The sequence below is a fragment of the Paenarthrobacter sp. genome (assembly GCF_031180005.1).
GTDB lineage: Bacteria > Actinomycetota > Actinomycetes > Actinomycetales > Micrococcaceae > Arthrobacter.
This window is the reverse complement of the sequence record NZ_JAPSHI010000008.1, coordinates 40,981-59,170: the sequence shown is the minus strand read 5'-3', so window position 1 is coordinate 59,170 and position 18,190 is coordinate 40,981. Positions and strand designations below refer to the sequence as shown.

Genomic DNA, 18,190 nt, shown 5'->3' with positions numbered 1-18,190 from the left:
CCTAGCTTCGGTGGACTGACGGTCTACTGCCCTGGTGCCTTTTGCCGGGGAGCCGGCACCGATCCCCCGTGGAGCTCTACGGGCGGCGTCGCTGCGGGAGACGCCGGGGTTGCCGCAGGGGTCGGGGGCGTTGGAGTTGCATCCGACTTGCGGCTTTCCAACGGGTCCTTGGTAGTCACCGACGGAACAACATCAATCAACCCCTCCACAGCCGGAGCAGCAAGCAGGGCTCCGGGATTATCTCCCTTAACTGCCGGTGATGCCTTACCGGTCACAGCCATGGTGTTCAGATCGATCTGGCCCTTAACGGTGGAAGCAACCATTCCCAACTCTGCAGCCTTCGCAGCGAGGTTCTGTGGAGCTTCAAAGTTCTGCTTCTTCTGTGTCAGGTCCTGGTTCTCTTTGTTCAGCGTGGCAGCTTCGGCTTTCAGCTGCACCAACTGGTACTGCGCTGTGGACACGGAGATGTTCAGCACCAGGACAGTCAGGAGCGCGGCTGCCATCGCCACGAAGCACAGGACCACAAATGGTGTCCTGCGCTTACCCGGTGCACTGCGCACCACTGACAGAGGAGTGCGGGCCTTGCGGGCCGTGTCGGGCTTTCCCGCTGGGACCGGAAGCGCACGTGCCGTGCTGCCCACCGTGGAGGGCAAAGTCTTCGCTGCGGCGTTGCTCATGCGTCTCTCCTCTGTTTGATACGCTCCACTGCCCTCAACCGGGCAGACGCCGCGCGCGGGTTTTCAGCGATTTCTGCTGCCGTAGGTACTTCCGTACCCTTGGTGATGGTCTTCAGTTCTGGTTTGTGTTCTTCAAGTTCAACCGGGAAACCGAGTGGTGCCGACGATTTGGAACCGGCTTGGAAAACGGACTTCACGATCTTGTCCTCAAGGGAGTGATAGGACATGACCACAATCCGGCCCCCCATGGCCGTCGCGGCCACCGCTGCTGGAACTGCACGTTCCAGGACATCGAGTTCCTCGTTGACCTCAATCCTTAAAGCCTGGAACGTGCGTTTGGCTGGGTGACCGCCACTCTTCGCTGCAGCGGCCGGGACAACGCTGCGGATCTGCTCCACAAGTTCCCCAGTGGTGGCGAACGGCTTCTCCGCGCGAGCGTTAACGATCCGGTTGGCTATCCGCCCGGCAAACTTCTCCTCGCCCCATTTCCTGATGATGCGCACCAGTTCGTCTTCGCTGTAGTTGTTGACCACATCGGCTGCCGTTTGGCCGCGGCTGGTGTCCATCCGCATGTCCAGGGGAGCGTCGTAGGAATAAGCGAAACCACGCTCACGCTCATCCAACTGCAAGGACGAGACGCCGAGATCCATGAGAATGCCATGAACTTCCGGTATGCCAAGGTCCAGTAGTACGTCCTCAATCTCGTCGTACACGGCATGGACAAGATCGGTACGGTCGGAAAAGGGCTCCAAGCGTGCTCCGGCCAAGGCCAAGGCTTCCTCGTCGCGGTCGATACCGACGAGGTGGAGGTCGGGGAAACGCTGCAACATGGCTTCGGAGTGCCCTCCCATGCCCAGGGTTGCATCGATTGCGACAGGTCTTTCCCCACGTTTCCTGGCAGCCTCAAACCCAGGGGCGAGCAAGTTGATGCAGCGGTCTTTCAGGACGGGCACGTGGCGCTCCGATGTGGGCTTTGCCGCGTCCTGCTCTTCCACGCTGCCTCCTCTTTCCTCAATCGCTTGCATGCTGATTCTTGAATCGGATCCCCATCCGCGCCTATCGTTCGGCCGGCCTGGCTCAGGGGAAGGTGAGCCAGGAAGACAGTTCGATGGGCGGCTGGAGATCCCATTCAAGAAGCTGGACTGCGGCTTCCTCCATCCGGGGTCAGATGAACCCGGGCAGATTGTCGTCGTCCGTTTCCGAGAAGGCTGCTTCCTTCTCGTTGAGGTACTCGTTCCAAGCGTCGGCATCCCAGATCTCCGCCCGGGTACCGGCACCGATGACTGCCAGTTCCCGACCAAGCCCTGCGTAAGCCCGGAGCGCCGGCGGAATCGTCACGCGCCCCTGCTTGTCAGGCACCTCATCAGAGGCTCCGGACAGGAAAACCCGAATGTAGTCACGCGCCTGCTTGGAAGACAGTGGCGCCTCCCGCATTGACTCGTGAATGCTTTCGAATTCTTTCTGGCTGAAGACGTAGATGCAGCGTTCCTGGCCCCTAGTGAGAACCAACCCATCGGCAAGCTCCTCACGAAACTTGGCGGGGAGGATGATCCGGCCCTTTTCATCGAGACGCGGCGAGTGAGTACCCAGAAACACTGGCCCACCGCCCCTCAATCAAGGTGCCCGCACATACCCAACACTGCCACTACCCTCTTATGTACTCCACTTTACTCCACAACGCACCACAGTCAACGCAAGCCGAGGCGTTTCTCCACCACTTAGAGAATCATTCGGCCCGAAATCACGGGGATTTTAGGACAGTGGCGGAAAGTGGAGGGCACAATGCAGAGGACAGAGCGAGCCTCTTTAGGGTCCCGGATTTCGTGCCCCCGGACAGGTAGTGGCAGGACAGATCCAGAGCCGAGGGGGTGAAAAGCGATGAAAAGGGCGGGAAGTGGAGGAAGTGGCGGAGAGCGGATTTGTCCTTAAAACGCGAAAAGACCCGCAGTGCGGGTCTTTCGTTCTCCCCCAAGGAAGATTAGGGGCGTGGTTGATTCAGGAGAGGCCGCCGGTGACGGCTGGGAGCCGGGAGGGACTATTGACTGTCGTCGCGACGCCGTTCGTCCCAACGTTCTTCCAAGCTGCTCATAAACGAACTCTTGGGCTTGCCCTTGCCAGGTTTTTCTTTGTTGGCCTTGCCGAAGGCCGCGCCACGCAGCGTAGCGAAGTAAACGCCGGCACCCATGACGATGAAGCCAAGGACACCCACGGGTATCGCCTGCATCGACACGCCAACAAGCAGGAGAAGGATACCGGCAATGGCGCCAAGCACGCCGATGATTACATGCCGGGTAGACCAGCTGCGGATGGGATCCGAACCCATGGTGTTGGCGAACTTCGGATCGTCCTCATGAAGTTGCTTCTCAAGTTGCTCAAGCAGCTTCTGTTCATGCTCCGAGAGGGGCATCGCGACCTCCTTTAGTCAGCCAGCGTCCGGACATAACGCGTTCTGTGCGCCTGTTTCCACAACGATCGGACCAAGAAAATCGTTCCCCAAAATTCCCTCTTGGTTCAGCGGGCATCCCGGGGCCGACTGTTCAGGAAACAGTTTGTCCAGACGATCTAAATCTCTGTAATAAATAGGATAGTTTGTTCTACGCCGTTCTGAAAGACGCGATGAGTCCTGCCCGGGCACCGGTGCTGGCCTCAAGCGTCCGCAGGTGGCTTTCCAGGTTCCAGAAGCCGTGCCGGAAGAAGCGTTTTGGACCCAAAGCGCTGTGAGACACGGTCAAGCGCCTGTTCGGCTGCCCGCCAGTTATCGTCCCGCCGGTCAAGGCTCAATTGCAAGGACGTCTGGCCCGCTGGTTCCAGTTGCTCAGCCCGCACTCCCACCAGTCGAACACTCATGGGACGCGTCCCCAACGATTCAAGGAGCTGCACGGCGACCTGGTAAATCAGTTGCGCGCTGTCCACGGGGGTGTGCACGGTGCGGCTTCGCGTGACCGTGGAAAAGTCCGCGTACCGCAGCTTCAATGCCACAGTCCTCGCCAGCATGCCCGAGCTCCTGAGCCGGATGGCGGTTCGGTGCGAGAGACGCAGCAATTCCCTGTGCAGCAACGCGTCGTCCGCGGTATCTACGGAGAACGTCTCCTCCGCGCCGATGCTTTTTTCAAGCCTGGCCGGAGTTACGGGCCGCGGGTCGATACCCATGGACAGGCGATGAACGTGTTCGCCGCTGGCTCCCAACACCTTTTTGAGCGACGCCAAGGGCGTTGCCGCGACATCCGCTACTGTGCGAATGCCCATTCGGGAGAGCACTTCAGCGGTTTTCCCGCCGACACCCCACAAGGCGCCGACAGGAAGACTATGGAGATAAGGGATCGAGTCCTCGGCATCGATCTGGAGGATACCGTCGGGTTTGCATCGCGTGGAGGCGATCTTGGCCACAAACTTGGTGCTGGCGATCCCTACGGATGCCGTGATGCCCAGTTCAGCGTGAACCTTGCGGCGGATGAGATGGCCGATGTCCATCGGTGACCCAAGACGACGAATCGCGCCGCCCACGTCGAGGAAGGCTTCGTCTACGCTAAGCGGCTCTACCAGGTCGGTAATCGAGGCGAAAATCTTCATGAGTTGGGCGGAGACCTCGTAGTACTCCGAGTGCCGGGGGTTGATGATCACCGCGGATGGACACCGCCTCATGGCAATGGACATCGGCATGGCGGACTTCACACCAGTGGCCCGGGCCTCATAAGAAGCGGAAAGCACCACGGACCGTTCTGCAGGAAATCCAACAATGACCGGTTTCCCCCGAAGATCGGGACGGCTGCGCAATTCCACGGAGACGAAAAAGGCGTCCATATCCACGTGAAGTATGCTGGTTCGACGCATTTCCCGCAGTGCATCTCCGGCGCTGCGGGCGGGCTTACTCCCGGCACTTTCCGCGCCACCAAATACTTCCTGCCTCACAACGGCAATACTATGCCCAGCCACTGACTAAACTGGAGGCACAGTCCGGCTCAGCCCCAGGAAGGATACCCTGTGAAGCTCTTTGGAACTCCTCAATCGCGAGGGTTTACCCTGCTCGCAGTCAGTGTCGCTTTGGCGGCCTCAGCTTGCACCCCATCACCCGGCGGTACGGCTGCGCCGTCCGCCACAAGCTCTTCCTCACCATCGTCGGCCACGCCTACTCCGTCATCATCTGATTCCGGAACCACGGCCTCGCCTGAAACCACCTCATTCACGGAGACCCCCGCACCGGTACCGGACGCCACTGCAACGGTGAACGCACTTGTTCCAGGTTTCCCTGAGCAACTCATTCCGGTCATGCCCAAGACCTCCGTCCGCTCCAGCAGCGTGGACAAGAGCGCGGAAGTCGCCACGGTGGCTCTTGTCGGCACGATCAAAGCCCCACCGGAAGGTGTTGTGGACTACTACAAGGCCTCAATGGAGGCGCAGGGCTTTAAACTTGTCCCCGGCCCGTCCGATGTCGGCAATGTCACGTCCCTGGACTTCATCCGTGGTGACGGCGAGACGGTGAACGTTTCGGTCAGGCAAAAAGAAGGCGTCTCGACATTCACAATCGGTGCCAACGTGGAGGCCGGGTCCGTCAAGTGACGGTAACTTCCCACGTCACCTCGGAGCAGACACAGTTCATTAGCGATGTTGCCGGGAAGCTGAGCGGCTTCATGTCGGAGCAGCGGGACCTTATGGCCTCGGTTTCTCCCGATGTCGAACCGCTTATTGGATCCATTTCGAATCTGGTCACCGGCGGAAAACGTCTCCGGGCCCTGATGTGTTACTGGGGCTGGAGGGGCGCCGGCGGCGCCGCGGACGATCCGGGCATCGTCACGGCCGGGTGCGCCCTGGAGCTTTTCCAGGCGGCGGCCCTGATCCACGACGACATCATCGATCGATCCGACACCCGCCGCGGCGGCCCAAGCGTGCATAAGCGGTTCAGCCAGCTCCATGAAATGAATGGCTGGGCGCTGGACAGCGGGCGCTTCGGCGATGCGGCGGCTATCCTGACCGGCGACCTTTGCCTTTCCTTCAGTGAGGAGTCCTTCACGGAAATCGGCCCCCGGGCAGCAGCGGGAACTCCTGCACGACGGATCTTCAACAAGATGCGTGCAGAAGTCATGGCAGGTCAGTACCTCGACATCCTTGAAGAGGTAGCCGGCCCCGTACGTGACAAAGCCGGATCCGTAGAGCGGGCAAAATCCATCATCCGGTATAAGTCCGCAAAATACTCCACCGAACATCCGCTGGCGTTGGGCGGGGCGCTGGCCGGCGCTCCCTCCGGCTTGCTAAACGGTTACTCGGGATTTTCCTTGCCACTGGGTGAGGCTTTCCAAATGCGGGACGACGTCCTGGGCGTCTTTGGCGATCCCGAGACGACCGGCAAGCCCGCTGGAGACGACCTCCGGGAAGGCAAACGCACTGTTTTGGTTGGTTTTGCCATCAACCAGGCGCTGCCGAGCGAAGCGGACTTCCTTGACCGCATGCTCGGCAAGCCCGACCTCGGCGAGGACGACGTTGCAGAAATACGGCGCGTCATGGTTGAGTGCGGCGCCTTGGAGGCCACGGAGTCGCTGATCGCAGAGCTAAGCAATAGGGCCTTCGAAGCGCTGGAACGCCTGCCACTCGAGGACGTGCCGCTGGTGGCGTTGCGCCAACTGGCCGAAGCCGCTGTCAGCCGGGCTGCCTGACCCGAAGGCTCCCATAAGCAGCACACCCTTTGGACCCTACTAATCCGGCCAGCACAAATGCTGGGACGACGGCGGTGATTCACCGCCGTCGTCCGCGTTTTCCGGCCTCCCGTTCAGGAGGCGCTGTTACCAGGCCAGTGACTGGGCGCGGCGCCTGATCTCTGTCTTACGCCCCTCTCGCAGGGCGTCAATGGGACGCCCCCGCAATGACTCGTCGGGGGTGAACAGCCAGATGATCAGTTCTTCGTCGTTGTAACCAGCGTCGCTGAGAACCGCAACGGTTCCCTTCAGGCTGTCTACAACATGCCCGTCCTGGATAAAGAGGGCAGGGATTGAGCGGATATTCCGTTCTCCCCGCCGGATGGCGACAAGCGCACGCTCATCCAGAAGTCCGTGGACTTTGGTGATGGAAACTTCCAACAGTTCGGCGACATCCGGCAGCGGCAGCCAGTCGGAAACAAGGCTTTCTACATTACTCACGGATCAAGGTTGCCACGCCGCCCCGCCCGGCGCATAGCCGGAGTCCACGCCGATACCTCCGGACCACTGTGCAGTCCCAATTTCCGGCCATCTCAATTGTGGCTATTTGTCCGGTTTGACAGGAATTGTTGTGCTCATCGACTAAGTGTGAGAGATTCACACTGATCACATTTGCATCATTGATAACATCAACAACATTGGTAACACTGACAACAGCGCTAACAATCCCCCCAGCTGTTTGAGATGAGGACACATTTCATGACGACGCCCCGCTCGCCGAAACGAACCATGAGCATGCCGGTCATCGCGGCAACCACGGCTGCGCTTCCCGCCGTGGTTTTGTCCTCGCTTGCCCTGGCCCAACCGTCAGTGGCAACACCGGCACCTCAGCCTCGAAAGATTCCGGCTACGCTCGCTGCGGCCATGAAAGCGCAGGCAGTCAACGTGGGCTCCGTCATTCCCGCACAGGCCGTTGCAAGCACCATCCCTGCAGCCCTGCGCCCGATGGCTCCGTCCGTACCGGACACTTACACGATCGTGCGCGGCGATACGATCAGCGCCATCGCGCGCCGCTTTAATTTGGACACGACGGCCGTTCTCCAGCTGAACAAGCTCTCCGCCACCACGCTCATCTACCCGGGTCAGACCATCAAGCTCAAGGGCACAGCCACGGCTGCGCCCGCGCAGCCTGCCCCAACCGCCCCCAGTGTGCCCAGCACCCAGGGCAGCGCCACCGTCTACACCGTGGTCGCCGGAGACACTCTGGGTGGCATCGCAGCCAAACACGGCGTTCCGCTGTCCAGCATCTTCAGCTGGAACGGGCTCAACGGAAGCTCCATCATTTATCCCGGGCAGAAGATCAAGGTCAGTGGCGGATCCGCACCTTCAGCGCCTGCAGCACCAGCGCCGGCACCTGCACCCGCCCCGCTGGCCGGCACAGGTTCCTACACCATCAAAGCGGGCGACACCCTCAGTTCCATCGCGTCCCGCCACGGGGTTTCCCTGGCTGCTTTGATGGCCGCCAACAATAACGTGACAGCCACCACCGTCATCTATCCGGGCCAGAAGCTCACCATCCCCGGCGCCGGCTTGCAGCCGGCCGGTGACACCAAGCCACTGGTGCCCAGCACTTTCCTGGGCTTCACCTACCCGCCGGCAGTTGTCAGCTCGGCCAACGAGAACAAGGCCTTGCTCAACGCCTCGCCTGTGCCCAGCCGTGCCGAAATGAAGAGCATCGTAGCTGACACGGCCCGGCGCATGGGCGTCAGTCCTTCCCTGGCTTTGGCCTTCGCCGAGCAAGAATCAGGATTTGACCAGCGGGCAGTGTCCCCCGCCAATGCAATCGGCACAATGCAGGTTATTCCCTCGTCCGGTCAGTGGGCGTCCGACCTCGTGGGTCGCAAGCTCAACCTCCTGGACCCGTACGACAACGCCACCGCAGGTGTCGCTATCATCCGGACTCTCATTGCTACCAGCAAGGACTTGGACACCGCGATTGCCGGGTACTACCAAGGTCAGTACTCGGTCAGCAAGTACGGCATGTACGACGACACCAAGCGTTACGTCGAATCGATCAAGGCCCGCCAGCGCACCTTTGGCTAGGCCATCAACTGCACCTTTGAAGGGGCCCGGATCCGTTGTGGATTCGGGCCCCTTCCCTGCCTCGTTTAGGATCGTATGGTGCAAGAACCAACGCAGGACCACCTCATCGGGACAACCGTAGACGGCCGATACACGGTCCGCTCGCGCTTGGCGCGGGGCGGTATGTCCACTGTTTACCTGGCCACGGACCAGCGCTTGGAGCGCGACGTGGCCCTCAAAGTCCTGCACCCACATCTGGCTAACGATCCCATATTCCTTGAGCGGCTAAGCCGCGAAGCAAAGGCCGCCGCGAGCCTCTCGCACCCCCACATCGTCGGGGTACTCGACCAAGGCGAGGATGGCCATATCGCCTACCTGGTGATGGAGTATGTCAAGGGGCATACCCTTCGTGACACCCTTAACGAACAGGGCGCCTTGCCGCCCCGCCTTGCCTTGGCCCTGATAGATCCCGTCATTGAGGGTCTGGCTGCCGCTCACCGCTCGGGTCTGATCCACCGTGACGTCAAGCCTGAGAACGTCCTCATTGCAGAAGACGGACGCATCAAAGTTGGTGACTTTGGACTGGCCAGGGCGATATCCGCCAACACCAGCACGGGTGCCCTGATCGGCACCGTGGCCTACTTGGCCCCCGAGCTGGTTCTCGGCCAGCCGGCCGATGCCCGCAGCGACATCTACTCGGCGGGCATCATGCTTTATGAGATGTTGACGGGCAAACAACCTTACGCAGGAGACTCCCCTATCCAGGTTGCCTACCAGCACGTCAATGCTGTGGTGGGACGTCCTTCAGAGGCCGCTCCCGGCCTCGCCGGGGACCTGGATGAACTGGTGCAGTGGTGCACGGCGGTAGATGCGGAAAACAGGCCTGTAGACGGTGCAGCTTTGCTGACCGAGCTCCGTCACATCCGCACTACACTGACGGACGAAGAACTGGACCGCAAGCAAGCGTCGTCCCGATTGCCCGACTCCCCCGCGCCCACCGCGGCTGCAACGGCACTTGGCGGGTCCGGTGTGCGAGGCGTTTCCGGTGAGAACCCCACAGAAGCCATTGCCTCCACGGCCTCGCCTACGGAAATGATCACGCACCAGAGCAACCCCACCACCATCATGGCCGCGGGTGTTCCAGTCAGGCCGCAAGCCGCAGCTGTTGGTCCGGGCAATGACCTGGACGTGCGCCAGCCCGGCAAGCGGGTGCTGAAGAGACTCGAACGGCAAGAGAGCAAAGACCGCGCACGAGCCGCCGCCACTCCTAGTCGCCCGCTACGTGAGGGCAACCCGCGCCGCCGCGGCATTATCTGGACCATCGTGATCGTCATCCTTGCAACGCTTGCCGCGTCGGCGGGTTGGTTCTTCGGGATGGGACCCGGATCGCCTGGAACCGTTCCGGACGTCAAGAACAAAACCGTGGCCGAGGCACAACAACTCCTCCGTACCGCCGGCTTCCAATCAGAACCGAAGGATGTTTTCGACGACGACATCCTTGCAGGGCTGGCCGTTGGGACTGAACCGGAGTCCGGCACGGAGGTCCGGAAATTCCAATCCATCACGCTCTTCGTCTCCAAAGGCGCCCAGCTTTTCGCCCTGCCCGGACTGACCGGTGGCACCCTGGAAGAGGCAAAGATTGCCTTGAATTCCGCAGAAATGGCCCTCGGTAACGTCACGCATGCCTTCGACGAAAAGGTTCCCGCCGGCGTCGTAATTTCCCAGGACCCTGCCAAGGGTACCGAGGTGAGGCACGGCACCCCCGTGTCGCTGGTGGTCTCCAAGGGACCCCAACCCATTCCTGTTCCCGATGTGCGCGGATTGACTCAGGACGCAGCCGTCAAGGCTATTCAGGATGCCGGGCTTAAGGCAGTTATCGCTCCGGAGACGGTGAATGACAAGACGGTCCCCAACGGGGCTGTGGTTTCCCAGACACCGGCAAATGGAACCCTTGTCCGCGGCGAAGCGGTGACGCTCACCGTGTCCAAGGGGCCAAAGTTGGTGAAGGTGCCCAGCTTCATCGGCAAACAGGCCGATGAAGCTGAAAAGGAACTGAAAAGGCTCGGTTTCAAGGTAGAGGTCAACAAAATCCTGGGTGGCTTCTTCGGCACCGTCCGGGACCAGAACCCCGTCAATGCCGAGATACCGGAAGACTCAGTGGTCACCCTGACTGTTGTCTAGCCAAACCACAAAAAAGGCGCGGTCCGGGAATCCGGACCGCGCCTATTTGTGTCTCTATCTCTTGGATAGGGCTCCTGCCACCAGGAACGCCATCTCAAGGGACTGCATGTGGTTCAGGCGGGGATCGCACACTGACTCGTAACGGTCCAGGAATGCGTCCTGGTCGATCGGGTCAGCGCCGCCCAAGCACTCGGCGACGTCGTCGCCGGTCATTTCAACGTGGAGTCCACCCGGTACCGTGCCCAGGGCGTGATGTACCTCGAAGAATCCACGCACTTCGTCAATGACGTCATCGAAGTTGCGCGTCTTGTAGCCGTTGGGAGACGTGACTGTGTTGCCGTGCATCGGGTCGGTCACCCACAGCACCTGCGCGCCGGATGCAGTGACGCGTTCGACGACGGCCGGCAGCTTTTCACGGATGTTGCCGGCGCCCATCCGGGTGATGAACGTGAGACGGCCCGGTTCGCGGTTGGGGTCCAGTTTATCGATCAGGCGCAGGGCGTCATCGCCGCTGGTGGTGGGGCCAAGCTTGACACCGATGGGGTTCCGCACGCGTGACAGGAAATCCACGTGGGCGTGGTCCAGCTCGCGGGTCCGCTCCCCTATCCACAGGAAGTGCGCGGAGGTGTCGTAGGGAAGGCCGGTACGGGAATCGATGCGTGTCAGCGCGCGCTCATAGTCGAGCAGCAGTGCTTCGTGGCTGGCGAAGAACTCCACGCGCTTGAGTGCCTCGAAGTCGGCACCGCAGGAGTCCATGAAGCTGATGGCACGGTCGATGTCGCGCGCCAGCGATTCGTAGCGTGCGTGTGCCGGGTTCTCGGTGAACCCCTTGTTCCATTGGTGAACCAGGCGAAGATCCGCGAAGCCGCCTTGGGTAAAGGCGCGGATAAGGTTCAGCGTGGATGCAGACGTGTGGTACGCCTGAAGCATCCGGCTGGCGTCGTGTGCGCGGGATTCCGGCGTGAAGTCGTAGCCGTTGACGATGTCGCCGCGGTATGCGGGAAGTGTCACGCCGTCGCGCGTCTCGTCGTTGGAGGAGCGCGGCTTCGCGAACTGGCCTGCCATCCGGCCCATCTTGATGACGGGCATGGCAGCCCCATACGTGAGCACCACGGCCATCTGCAGGATCGTCTTGACCCGGGCGCTGATCTTGTCCGCGGTAGCTGCCTCAAAGGTTTCAGCGCAGTCACCACCCTGCAGGAGGAAGGCTTTGCCCTGGGCAGCCGCGGCAAGGCGCTCTCTCAGGACGTCCACTTCACCGGCGAACACCAGGGGCGGCACCACCGAGAGCTCCTTGACGGAAGCCTTGAAGACTTCAGTGTTGGACCATGTTGGCTGCTGGGAAATCGGCAGGTCCCGCCAAGCATCGAGCCCGGGATAGTTCGCTGCCCCGCTCTGGGCGGTACTGGCGAGAGGATCTGCTGCGGAGGGTGCGGTGTTCGCGGTTAGCTCAGTCACCCTTCAAGAGTAGTAGCCCACGGCAAGGTTGCGGGACTGCAGCCGTAACTGATGCCCCCGCCTACGTCACAGTTTCTCCGCTGATCCGTTCCCGTCGCTCCGGGGTTCATCCCTGTCCTCAGCAATGTCGGACGTGGCGTCTTCGGCAACCTCAATCTTATGGACCGGTTCCGGGCCTTTGCCGGCCAACTGGGCCTTGACCACCGCTGCGTACTCGTCCACGTATTCCTGGCCGGAAAGCCGCATCAGTTCATACATGATTTCGTCGGTCACAGCCCTCTGGATCAGCCGGTCGTCTTCCATGCCGTAATAGCGGCTGAAGTCCAGAGGTTGCCCGAAAATAAGGCCGATCCGGCGGATGGTGGGCAGGCGTTTGCCGATGGGTTGGACCTTCTCCGTCCCGATCATTGCCACGGGCACCACGGGAACACGTGTTTGCAGTGCCAGTTTGGCCACGCCCACTTTGCCACGGTAAAGCCGGGCATCGGGGCTACGGGTGCCCTCCGGATAGATCCCCAGAAGGCCGCCGGAGTTCAGGACGTCCTTGCCTGCCTGCAGCGACATTTCCGAGGCTGCGCCGCCTGAACGGTCCATCGGCAGCTGGTTGCTCAGTCTGAAAAACAGCGCAGTGAGCCGTCCTTTGAGCCCCTTGCCTGTGAAGTACTCGGACTTAGCAAGGAAGATCACCGGACGATGAACCATCAGGGGCAGGAAGATGGAGTCCGAGAAGGACAAGTGGTTGGAGGCCAGGATGGCAGCTCCGCTGTCAGGGACGTTGTCCAGTCCCTTCACCCAGGGACGGAACAGGAGCTTGAGGATGGGACCGAGAAAGATCCTCTTCATGACCCAATAGAACACGGTTGTCCTCTCACGGCCGATTGGTTGGCATGCACCCGGGCTACCCGGCCGGCACTCAACAGCAACCCTACTCCAGTGAGAAATGTCAGGAACAGTGACACGATGGACACATGACGGAACGCAACAAACCCGCCGCGCCGCTCGCTTTCCACCATGCCGGACATGGAGCCAACGCATCCATCGGCGTGGCAATCTGCCACGGTTTCACCGGAAGCCCCCTCAGCGTCCTCCCCTGGGCCGAATACCTCGCCAAGCAGGGCTTCGCGGTGTCTGTGCCCCTCCTTCCCGGGCACGGCACCAGTTGGCATGACCTCGCCACCACAAGGTGGCAGGACTGGTACCGGACCTTTGAGCAGAGTTACCTCGACCTTGCAGCGAACACGGAGACGTGTTTCGTGGCGGGCCTGTCCATGGGTGGAGCCTTGGCTCTGCGGGTGGCCTCCCGCCATGAAGTTTCCGGGCTGGTCTTGGTGAACCCGGGGCTGAGCTTCTACGACCGCCGCGTCCGGTATGTAGCAGCGTTGAAGTACGTCATGCGCACTACTACCCCCATAGTGGAGGACAGGCCCGCACCCATAACGATCGAAGAAGGCGACTACTCCAAGACGCCGCTGAAGGCTGTCCATGAACTCAAGAAACTCTTCCGCGCAGCTACCCGGGGCCTACCGCACGTGGAGGCTCCCGCGCTGGTATTCAAATCCTCGGTTGACGACGTCATCCCGCCGAGCTCATTGGCCACCATCAGCAAGTACATCGACTCCTCGCGCCTCAAAGTTGTCACGCTTCCGCACAGCGGACACGTAGCCACCTTGGATGTTGACGCACCCACCATTTTTGAAGAATCAGCCGGCTTTTTCCGCCAGCGTGCCGGGGACAGAGTAGCCTCAGAGTCATCATGAAAATGCTCCCCGACTTTTCGCCGTTCCACAGCAGCTGGAAGGGTGCCGGTCCTCGTGTTGGTGTGGTCATGTCCCACGGGTTCACTGGAAGCCCGCACAGCGTCAGGCCGTGGGCCCAACACCTTGCTGCGTCCGGTTACGCCGTCCGACTGCCGTTGCTGCCCGGTCATGGCACCACGTGGCAGGACATGGCCACCCGCTCGTGGCGGGAGTGGCACCGTGCCGTTGATGATGCGTACCTTGAGCTGGCTTCCGAGTGCGATTACGTTTTTTCTGCCGGCTTGTCCATGGGCGGAACCTTGGCCTTGCGGATAGCTGCGACGCGCCCCGTTGCAGGCACAGTGGTGGTGAACCCCGGACTGGTCCTGGACGATCCGCGGGCTGTCATTGTCGCTGCCCTCAAGTATGTAGTGAAGACGACTCCGGCCATCGCCAACGACATCCTCAAACCGGACCAGGATGAAGGCGCCTACGCCCGGACGCCCGTTGCGGCCGCCCACCAGCTAAAGAAGATGTACAAGGACACGGCGGCCATCCTGCCGCGCATCAGCTCACCCGTCCGGGTCTACAAGTCCACGGTGGACAACGTCATCTCGAACGCAAGCCTGGAGTTCCTCCGCTCCCGGGTTCAGGCACCGGTGGATATCAGTTACCTCCACAACAGCCACCACGTGGCCACCCTTGATAATGACGCTCCCGAGATTTTTTCCGGGACTGTCGACTTTATTCAGAAGACCGTAGCGGCCCTGGCCGGGCACGGGCTTTCCCCCGAAAAGGACACAGCCCATGAACAGGCCTGATCCCAATTCTGCTGATCAAAGCGCCAACAAAGATGACGACGCCGTGTGGCAGGATCTGGTGGCCCGGCTGGAGGCGACACAGTCGGGCCCGGAAGCGGGGCGTCAACCAGAGTCCGCAAGGACTTTCAAGGACTTCGATCCACTAGGACTGTCCGCCCCTGCCCCGGAACCGGTACCTGATGCGTCAGTCCGCGCCGATGCCGAAGCCGGAATCCGGCCGTCCGGGCCTCGGGACTTCGAAGTCGAGGACGAGGACCACGCCTTCATTCCTGAGGATCCCCCCAGCCTTGCGGGAACCGAGCCGCTGGTCATGCTGGCGTGGGTGGGTGCTGTGGGCGGACCCATCGCTTTGCTTTTCACAGCCATGTTTTGGCGGTCGGCACCGTTGACGGCAATTCTTGGCATTGTCGCCATTTTCGTGGCATCGGTGGTCTACCTCATCATGCGGCTTCCGCAGGAAAAGAATGAGGACGACGACGGCGCCCGCCTCTAGGTGCACACAGCTGTTCCCAGCGTGGCCTGCTTAGCTGCGCGCCCGTCCACTGACGCGTGACAGGTCTGCTGCGCCGATCATGCCGGCACGCGGGCCCAGGGCCGCGAGCTCAATCCTCGCCATGGGACGGAAACCCCGCCCTGTCAAGTTCTTCGCGAATGACTCGCGGGCAGGTCCGGCGAGCAACTCCCCTGCGTCACACAGCCCCCCACCTATGACGAACATCCCGGGGTCAAGTGCTGCTGCTAGGTTGGCCAACCCCAGGCCCAACCATTCGCCTTGGTCGGCGAGGAGTTCTCGGGACGTGGCATCGCCCGCAAGTGCCAGCGAGGTCACGGCTGCGCCCGACAGGTTTTCCGCGGTCCCGCCCGCTTTCTCCAATAGAGCACGGCCCGCGGGGGAATTGGTCCGCACCAGCTGCCGGGCTTCACGGCCCAAGGCGTTGCCGGAGGCATACTGCTCCCAGCAACCGCGGTTACCGCATTCGCAGCGGTGGCCCCCGGGGAAAATGATCTGGTGCCCGAATTCCCCGGCCACGCCGTAGCGTCCCCGTTCCACCCTGCCATCCATGACCATGGCACCTCCAATGCCCGTCCCAAGGGTGATACAGACCAGGCGGCTTTCACCTTGGCCTGAGCCAAAGCGCCACTCCGCCCATGCCGCAGCATCGGCGTCATTGGTGAGAAGGACGGGACGTCTCAGCAACTTCTGGAGGCTCTCCCGCAATGGTTCGTTGCGCCACGCCAGATGGGGGCTGAACAGCACCGTGCCGCCATCGAGGTCCATCCATCCTGCGGCGCCGATCCCCACTGAAGCGATCCGGTGGCCTGCGCTGAGTTCGTTTACGAGCTCCACAATGGTCTGCTCGACGGCCCGCGGGTCCGCGCCCGGCGTGGACCTGCGGGCATCGGCGAGGACCCGACCCTCGGCATCCACAACGCCGGCGGCCACCTTGGTGCCGCCAATGTCGATCCCGATCGCCAGTCCGCGGCGGCCCAAGTGGCTTCGTCGGGCGGCCCAAGGCACGTCCCTCCATGCCGAGGCCGGTGGCTTGGGTCTGACCAGGGAACTGGACCGTAGTGCGGGCATCCCCTCATCCTATTCCGCAGGGCCAAGCAGCACCGGCATCGAAGGGGCACAGACGGCATCGAGTTGCTTGAAATGACCGCTCATCCGTAAAGTTACTCGCCAGTAGGTGAAATAGAACACACCTCCGCGAGCGGGCATACTAGAGTGGAAGCAGCCCCTCGTGGCCCGTGGATATCAAAGGAGCTACCGTGCGTGAAATCAGTGTTCCTCCCCTAGTGAACATCGCCCCGGAAACCAACATCACGGACCTCGTGATCCGGGAGGCAGAAAAAGCATCCAACCCTGCGCTGTTTTCCAAGCTGGATGGCAATGGGCAGTGGCAGGACATCCGTGCCAAGGACTTTCTACAGGACGTGAGGGCCTTGGCAAAGGGCCTCATTGCCAGTGGAGTAGGCGTGGGCGATCGTGTGGGCATCATGTCCCGCACGCGGTACGAATGGTCCCTTGTGGACTTCGCCATCTGGTTTGCCGGTGCCGTCTCCGTCCCGATCTACGAAACGTCGTCGCCTTCACAAGTGGCATGGAACCTGGGCGACTCAGGCGCTGTGGCAGCCTTCGGCGAAGCAGCGCACCATGAGGACGTTATCCGCCAGGCTGTGGCTGCGGAGGACATCACGTCGGTGGCCAACGTCTGGCAGCTTGAGGGCGCCGGACTCGATGCGCTTCGCACTGCAGGTGCAGGCGTCCCCGACGACGAACTCGAGTCCCGCCGTTCCTCAGCCGGGCTCAAGGATCTCGCCACGATTATCTATACCTCCGGTACCACCGGCAGGCCCAAAGGCTGCGAACTGACCCACGGTAACTTTGTGGAACTCTCAGAGAATGCCCGTGCGGCACTTCCGGAGGTCGTCAATGAGTCAGCCAAAACCATCATGTTCCTCCCGCTGGCCCACGTCTTTGCACGTTTTATTTCCGTGCTTGCCGTGGCCGGCGGCGTGAAGGTAGCGCACACTCCGGACATCAAGCATCTGTTGCCCGACCTCCAGAGTTTCCAGCCGACGTTCATCCTGGCTGTACCCCGGGTCTTCGAGAAGGTCTACAACTCAGCTCTGACCAAAGCAGAGGACGGTGGCAAGGGAGCCATCTTCCACCGCGCAGTGGATACTGCGATCGCCTACTCCAAAGCACGCGAGTCCGGTTCGGTGGGACTTGGTTTGAAGCTCAAGCACGCCCTGTTCGACAAACTCGTCTACGGGAAGCTCCGTACGGCCATGGGCGGCCATGTTGCCCATGCAGTCTCGGGAGGCGGCCCGTTGGGTGAAAGGCTGGGGCACTTCTTCCAAGGCATCGGCCTGCAGATCCTGGAAGGCTACGGCCTGACCGAGACCACGGCGCCGATCTCCGTGAACACGCCGTCCATGATCAAGATCGGCACGGTAGGCGCCCCCTTGCCGGGCAACTCGGTCAAGATCGCCGACGACGGCGAGATCCTCGCCAAGGGTGTCTGCGTCATGCGTGGCTACTACAAGAGGGAAGACCTCACCGACGAAACGTTTGCTGACGGCTGGTTCCGCACCGGTGACATCGGCGTACTGGACAACAACGGCTTCCTCAAGATCACTGGCCGTAAGAAAGAAATCATCGTTACTGCCAGTGGAAAGAACGTGGTTCCTGCCCTGTTGGAGGACCAAATCCGCGCAGACGCGTTGGTTTCCCAGGTTCTTGTAGTGGGCGACAACCGTCCGTTCATCGGAGCCTTGGTCACCCTGGACGAGGAAGCGCTTCCGGGCTGGCTGGACCGGCACGGACTCCCCGCCAGCACGTCGGTGGCCGAGGCCACCGATCACCCCGTGGTCAAGGCAGCGGTTCAGGAGCTCATCAGCAAGGCCAACCAGTCCGTTTCCCAGGCTGAGGCCATCAAGTCCTTCAGGATCGTCCCGGCGGACTTCACCGAAGCCTCAGGTCACCTGACGCCATCACTCAAGGTCAAACGTGCCCAGGTCATGAAGGACTTCGACGCCGTCATCGAGGAAATGTACACAGCACCCAGGGCGTCCTAGCCACGGCGTTTCAGCCAGAAGTAGCA

At 61.4% G+C, this 18,190-nt stretch carries 18 protein-coding genes; 8 read left to right on the top strand and 10 right to left on the bottom strand.

Features of this window, described 5'->3' with window-relative positions; translation table 11 throughout:
* Positions 1-23: 23 nt before the first annotated feature.
* From RIF72_RS08120 to RIF72_RS08095, 6 genes are all read right to left on the bottom strand, one after another.
* The gene (locus tag RIF72_RS08120) at positions 24-677 is read right to left on the bottom strand and encodes a hypothetical protein (RefSeq protein ID WP_309074322.1); all 654 of its coding nucleotides are present in this window, start codon (positions 675-677) and stop codon (positions 24-26) included.
* Positions 674-1,702, bottom strand: a complete 1,029-nt coding sequence (rsmH, locus tag RIF72_RS08115; RefSeq protein ID WP_309074321.1) for a 16S rRNA (cytosine(1402)-N(4))-methyltransferase RsmH — start codon at positions 1,700-1,702, stop codon at positions 674-676. Before rsmH ends, RIF72_RS08120 begins: the two co-directional genes overlap by 4 nt.
* Positions 1,703-1,841: 139 nt before the next feature.
* The gene (gene mraZ / locus RIF72_RS08110) at positions 1,842-2,273 is read right to left on the bottom strand and encodes a division/cell wall cluster transcriptional repressor MraZ (protein WP_309074320.1); all 432 of its coding nucleotides are present in this window, start codon (positions 2,271-2,273) and stop codon (positions 1,842-1,844) included.
* Between the two features lie 439 nt (positions 2,274-2,712).
* Positions 2,713-3,084, bottom strand: coding sequence for a DUF3040 domain-containing protein (locus tag RIF72_RS08105; RefSeq protein ID WP_309074319.1), 372 nt, complete (start codon positions 3,082-3,084; stop codon positions 2,713-2,715).
* 239 nt (positions 3,085-3,323) lie between these two features.
* On the bottom strand, positions 3,324-4,586 hold the full coding sequence (gene dinB / locus RIF72_RS08100) for a DNA polymerase IV (protein WP_309074318.1): 1,263 nt from the start codon (positions 4,584-4,586) through the stop codon (positions 3,324-3,326).
* Positions 4,587-4,678: 92 nt separating this feature from the next.
* A complete protein-coding gene (locus RIF72_RS08095) occupies positions 4,679-4,945 on the bottom strand; it encodes a hypothetical protein (protein WP_309074317.1) in 267 nt (88 codons plus the stop codon).
* Here RIF72_RS08095 and RIF72_RS08090 point away from each other — a divergent pair.
* Positions 4,944-5,234, top strand: a complete 291-nt coding sequence (locus RIF72_RS08090) for a hypothetical protein (RefSeq protein WP_309074316.1) — start codon at positions 4,944-4,946, stop codon at positions 5,232-5,234. The genes RIF72_RS08095 and RIF72_RS08090 overlap by 2 nt on opposite strands.
* Complete coding sequence (locus RIF72_RS08085) at positions 5,231-6,325, top strand: polyprenyl synthetase family protein (RefSeq protein WP_309074315.1); 1,095 nt, start codon at positions 5,231-5,233, stop codon at positions 6,323-6,325. The genes RIF72_RS08090 and RIF72_RS08085 overlap by 4 nt, the downstream gene beginning before the upstream one ends.
* Before the next feature lie 126 nt (positions 6,326-6,451).
* Here the strand turns inward: RIF72_RS08085 and RIF72_RS08080 are convergent, their stop codons facing one another.
* Positions 6,452-6,805: an Rv2175c family DNA-binding protein gene (locus RIF72_RS08080; RefSeq protein WP_309074314.1), complete on the bottom strand. Its 354-nt coding sequence runs from the start codon at positions 6,803-6,805 to the stop codon at positions 6,452-6,454.
* Positions 6,806-7,063: 258 nt separating this feature from the next.
* Between RIF72_RS08080 and RIF72_RS08075 the strand changes: the two genes are divergently transcribed.
* Together RIF72_RS08075 and pknB are read left to right on the top strand one after the other, a co-directional pair.
* The gene (locus RIF72_RS08075) at positions 7,064-8,407 is read left to right on the top strand and encodes a LysM peptidoglycan-binding domain-containing protein (RefSeq protein WP_309074313.1); all 1,344 of its coding nucleotides are present in this window, start codon (positions 7,064-7,066) and stop codon (positions 8,405-8,407) included.
* Positions 8,408-8,482: 75 nt separating this feature from the next.
* Positions 8,483-10,567 carry a Stk1 family PASTA domain-containing Ser/Thr kinase gene (gene pknB / locus RIF72_RS08070; RefSeq protein ID WP_309074312.1) on the top strand — a complete coding sequence of 695 codons (2,085 nt, stop codon included), beginning with the start codon at positions 8,483-8,485 and terminating at the stop codon, positions 10,565-10,567.
* 54 nt (positions 10,568-10,621) lie between these two features.
* Here the strand turns inward: pknB and RIF72_RS08065 are convergent, their stop codons facing one another.
* Together RIF72_RS08065 and RIF72_RS08060 are read right to left on the bottom strand one after the other, a co-directional pair.
* The gene (locus RIF72_RS08065; protein WP_309074311.1) at positions 10,622-12,025 is read right to left on the bottom strand and encodes a class II 3-deoxy-7-phosphoheptulonate synthase; all 1,404 of its coding nucleotides are present in this window, start codon (positions 12,023-12,025) and stop codon (positions 10,622-10,624) included.
* 66 nt (positions 12,026-12,091) lie between these two features.
* A complete protein-coding gene (locus tag RIF72_RS08060) occupies positions 12,092-12,883 on the bottom strand; it encodes a lysophospholipid acyltransferase family protein (RefSeq protein ID WP_309074310.1) in 792 nt (263 codons plus the stop codon).
* A gap of 110 nt (positions 12,884-12,993) precedes the next feature.
* Between RIF72_RS08060 and RIF72_RS08055 the strand changes: the two genes are divergently transcribed.
* The 3 genes from RIF72_RS08055 to RIF72_RS08045 are packed head-to-tail and all read left to right on the top strand — an operon-like array spanning position 12,994 to position 15,075.
* Positions 12,994-13,782 carry an alpha/beta fold hydrolase gene (locus tag RIF72_RS08055; protein WP_309074309.1) on the top strand — a complete coding sequence of 263 codons (789 nt, stop codon included), beginning with the start codon at positions 12,994-12,996 and terminating at the stop codon, positions 13,780-13,782.
* Positions 13,779-14,582, top strand: coding sequence for an alpha/beta fold hydrolase (locus RIF72_RS08050; protein WP_309074308.1), 804 nt, complete (start codon positions 13,779-13,781; stop codon positions 14,580-14,582). Before RIF72_RS08055 ends, RIF72_RS08050 begins: the two co-directional genes overlap by 4 nt.
* The gene (locus RIF72_RS08045) at positions 14,569-15,075 is read left to right on the top strand and encodes a hypothetical protein (RefSeq protein ID WP_309074307.1); all 507 of its coding nucleotides are present in this window, start codon (positions 14,569-14,571) and stop codon (positions 15,073-15,075) included. Before RIF72_RS08050 ends, RIF72_RS08045 begins: the two co-directional genes overlap by 14 nt.
* Before the next feature lie 30 nt (positions 15,076-15,105).
* Here RIF72_RS08045 and RIF72_RS08040 read toward each other — a convergent pair whose 3' ends face one another.
* Positions 15,106-16,164 (bottom strand): ROK family protein, encoded by a 1,059-nt coding sequence (locus RIF72_RS08040; protein WP_309074306.1) that lies wholly within the window; start codon positions 16,162-16,164, stop codon positions 15,106-15,108.
* A 188-nt stretch (positions 16,165-16,352) separates the two neighbouring features.
* On the opposite strand from RIF72_RS08040, the gene RIF72_RS08035 reads away from it, so the two are divergent.
* Complete coding sequence (locus RIF72_RS08035; protein WP_309074305.1) at positions 16,353-18,164, top strand: AMP-dependent synthetase/ligase; 1,812 nt, start codon at positions 16,353-16,355, stop codon at positions 18,162-18,164.
* Positions 18,165-18,190 lie beyond the last annotated feature (26 nt).